Source organism: Coxiella-like endosymbiont, from assembly GCF_002871095.1.
GTDB lineage: Bacteria > Pseudomonadota > Gammaproteobacteria > Coxiellales > Coxiellaceae > Coxiella.
Window position 1 is genome coordinate 1 of sequence record NZ_NSHJ01000158.1, and the last position, 4059, is coordinate 4059.

Consider the following 4059-nt stretch of genomic DNA (forward strand, 5'->3'; position numbering starts at 1 on the left):
ACCTACAACCCCCCCCAAAACCTTACCCCCTTTTGCCTAAAAACTTTAAAATCTGACAGCTTTGTTCGTTTAACATCTTTTTTTGCATTAATACTTGAATCATTATTAGAAACTTATAACAAATATTTACCCCATGATGAAAGTACTTTCCAATAACAAAAAAGGTAAAAGTCGTAATACCTACAAATATTAATGTTTTTTCTTCACTAGCTAAAGGACCATAGAGTAAATACGAATCTCCTATAATCATCCAATATCTGCTATACAACAGACAATATTATTTTTTATAGTTCAAAACTAGTTAAAAGGCATAGTGACATACAATAAATATCCTGTATCAGTTATAGAATATTCCCTTTAGATTTTCTGTCGAACTAGACTAGACATATAAAATAAACAGTAAATCTGTAACTTTTATAAGTTGTAAAAGATATTCAGGTAGTTCCTTAAAAATAAAATTCATAATTCAATATATAAATATTTTAATTTTTATCGGCTAATTCGTCCAACTCACAAGGAGAGAAAAATCACATGCTTTATAGAAAAAGCATTCATCAGTAGCTATTATGAACTTATAATAGCTTTAAATATATTTTTGCTTCCTTGCTGATTAAGACATATGTAGTTATATTAAGAACACATTCATAATCAACATTGTAAATCTTTTTGAAAGCTTTCCCAAGAAAATCTTTTAAGCATAATAAACTGGGAGGGGAAATATACCGCTCTGATACACGTATAAACAAACATTGCTATTATATACTGATTCCCAGTAATATCATAAAGATCTCCATACAAACACAATCGCTTTGCAAAACACCTAATCTCTTTAGACCGTTATCAAAACGACATACTTTTCATATTAAGACTACTTCTTCAGACGAAACTCATGATAAATTAAATTTCTTGAGCACGAAGGATTATTGTTTCTTTCCCATATAATGACCCCTCTACTTTGAGTAGCAAGTCAGAGAGATCTGGGTTAATATAATCCATCTAAGAGCATGCAATAATTCCCTCAGGAACCAAAAGAAATTTCTTTAAAATAATATTCATTAAGCTTTGAGCAATTCCAAAGCTATATTTAATCTAATGTATTTTTTCGCTTCCTCTACCTAAAAATTTTCTAGATCTTTTAGAGTAGTTGATAAAAGTTTGATATTCATGGATAAAATTAATATAGTGCTCGAAAGAGACAGCATTATAAAATATTTAAGACATTCATTTTTTTGAATTAAATCTATCTGATCCATCAATCAAGTTTCTTTTAAAATTTTATTTAGAACTTCTGAAACATGGCCTTCCACTTTAACCTTTGACCAAATAGCAGAAATATTACCCTGTTCATCAATAAGAAAGGTCGTACGTTCAATTCCTTTATATTTCTTTCCAAAACGATTTTTATCAACGATAACACCGTATCGTTCACATACAGTACCTTCTTTATCCGACATTAAAGGAAAGAGTAAATTATATTTTTTCTTAAAAGATTGATGTGTTTTAATGCTATCATTTGAAACACCAAGAACCGTGACTCCTACCTTAATTAAATCAAACCATATATCACGAAATCCACAAGCTTCTTTTGTACATCCTGGAGTGTCATCTTTAGGATAAAAGTATAATATAATTTTTTTCCCTTTCAGATTTTTAAGTGACAAAAATTCTCCTTCATCAGTTTGCAAACTAAAATCAGGGGCTGCTTGTCCAATCTTAATAAGCATTTTACTTGTACCTCATTAAATAGAATCAAAATTAATATACAATAGACGATTCCATATCGTAAGTTATTAAGCTGCATTTATCAATCCGCAAATATCCATGATTTTTTTTCAGTTCAAATTTAATTTTCTCTATTCATTTCTTCATATTTATAGATTAAATTCCGAAGCACCGCTGTTTCAATATATTCAAGATTTATACTTTCCTTGATTTAAAATCCTATCAATATTTCTCTTAATTAAATTGAGATACACATATATCTCAAAATTAAACACATAATTTTTCCGTTAATAATTTTTTTACGTAGGAAATTTTGAGATAAATTAATAAACTTTGTTCACAATTAGCGATATCTTCAGAGAAATTTCTTATTTACATCTTCACTAAAGCTTGCTAATAAATATTTTTATATATCTTTAGTAGTATTTTTGTATTTAGTAGTATTTTTTGTATTTTAAAAGCTGAATTTCTAAAAAGTGTGTTATTGCATATTATTGTCGTTATTAAGTACCAATACTCCACGCTCTACCTACAAGATCAATCATACTAAAATCTTTTTGGATCTTTCAAAAAGGCGAAAGAGTCTATACCTGATACTCCAAGTTAAAATAGGGGTTAGAATTGAGTACTTAAAAAACATAATACATACCAAAAAGCATACAACTATCATTTAAATTTTTATTATTATTCTTCTCTATGAACTTCTCCCACCAAATAAACTCAAAGAATTAAAACAATAGCAAATAGAATTCCTAAAACACTACTTCACTTAGTAAAGCTTTAATTATTTGATATAATTAAAAAACGTAGATCAGTCAAATCTTTGAATTATGTTCCACCCCCCTAGCTCGTGGAACTATTATGTTATTTATTAATTAAGATTGATTTATCTGACTTAAAAAAATTTGAAGTGTACGTTCATAAATTAAATAATAATTTTTTCGATTTTATATCATACTGGTTTGAAGAGCCTTATAAATCTTAGATGAAACTATAAGATATGTATATTAAGTAGATTTATGACGAATCTGAAAGATATTTTTTATAATTCAAGAAAAAGCAGATTTTACAGTTACACTAGTCGCATTCATAAAAATTAATTTTATTAAGCAATGCTGCAAATTTTCTATGATTTAATTAAGCCAAGAAAAATATATCTCAACCAAAGCTAGAGAATTTGTGATAAAATATTTTTTTTAATATTCTTAATTTAGATAAATTAATCTTCTTAATTTAGAGAAATCTTGTTTTTTGAATAATTCCTTCCACCCTGTTATGGTATCAATTGATCATAAGAAAACGGACAAAATACAATCTCTGGAGTTGGATTAAAGTTGGAATAAATTAAAAAAAATTGAAGGGAGCTTAGATCGATTCAAATTTTTTAGTGGTAGTTAAATAGATAATAAAGATATGCTCACAAAAAAACACCGATTAAGCTTAGAGATGATCCGAGCTCAATCGGCCTTTCATTAAAACCTCTACCAAGAAAAAACTAAAGAGGGCTTTTCTTACTCGAACGCTTAATTTTTTTTCCATCTTTAACATACTTTGTAAGATTTTTTTTTCGTTTTGCTCTAGTTTTTATTGGTATTCTTTTCTTTAGGATGGCATCTCCTCTTTTTGCAACTTTTTCAGTTAATTTTTTTACCTTTTCCAATTCTTTTTTAACTGTTGTTTCAGCTTTTTTTAATCGCACCTTTAATTTTTTTACTGCTATTTCAGCTTTTTGAAGAGCTATTGATTTTGTAGATTTTCTCATCTTACCTCCTTCCTTATTCTACGATTTCTTTTAATCGCTTGAGCGGGCGGATTTTAACAACATTTCGCGCTGGCTTAGCTTTAAAAGTCATCGCTTCACCCGTAAATGGATTAATTCCTTTACGCGCTTTAGTCGCTGCTTTCCGCTTCACAATACATTTAGCCAGGCCTGGAATAACAAATTCTCCTACCCCACCTTTTTTAAGATGAGCCTGTGCCAAATCAGCCAACACCTCAAATACCCGGGTCACTTGTCTTTTAGAAAGATCCGTTATTTCAGCTATATGAGTAAATACTTGAGTTTTAGTCATCCGATTTTTGACGCTTGATATTCTTGTTGTTCTAAATTTTCCAGATTTAGGTTTTCGAGAAGTTTGTTTTTTTATTACCATGATTTTTTCCTTTTAATAGAGTAGGAAGAAGAAATTGTAAGTAAATTGAAAACAAAAAGAAAGTATATTTTTTATTAATTCTAATTCAAATAATAAATTTATACTCAAAACAATAATTTTACAATAAGTATTTCTATTAAATAAGAAACCATTTTTATGTTTAAAAAATCGAAAAATATAATTT

The 4059-nt window shown here is 28.1% G+C and carries 3 protein-coding genes; all 3 read right to left on the reverse strand.

All coding sequences use genetic code 11. The features are described from left to right. Positions 1–1256: 1256 nt before the first annotated feature. Positions 1257–1724 (reverse strand): thioredoxin-dependent thiol peroxidase, encoded by a 468-nt coding sequence (gene bcp, locus CLERM_RS03590; protein WP_102157219.1) that lies wholly within the window; start codon positions 1722–1724, stop codon positions 1257–1259. Between the two features lie 1493 nt (positions 1725–3217). Beyond that, positions 3218–3484, reverse strand: coding sequence for a hypothetical protein (locus CLERM_RS03595; protein WP_102157220.1), 267 nt, complete (start codon positions 3482–3484; stop codon positions 3218–3220). A gap of 13 nt (positions 3485–3497) precedes the next feature. Beyond that, on the reverse strand, positions 3498–3875 hold the full coding sequence (locus tag CLERM_RS03600; RefSeq protein WP_102157221.1) for an HU family DNA-binding protein: 378 nt from the start codon (positions 3873–3875) through the stop codon (positions 3498–3500). Positions 3876–4059: the final 184 nt, after the last annotated feature.

Excerpts from the sequence above, each read along its gene's own strand:
- bcp (WP_102157219.1), bottom strand. The coding sequence starts at position 1,724 with ATGCTTATTAAGATTGGACAAGCAGCCCCTGATTTTAGTTTGCAAACT.
- CLERM_RS03595 (WP_102157220.1), bottom strand. The coding sequence starts at position 3,484 with ATGAGAAAATCTACAAAATCAATAGCTCTTCAAAAAGCTGAAATAGCA.
- CLERM_RS03600 (WP_102157221.1), bottom strand. The coding sequence starts at position 3,875 with ATGGTAATAAAAAAACAAACTTCTCGAAAACCTAAATCTGGAAAATTT.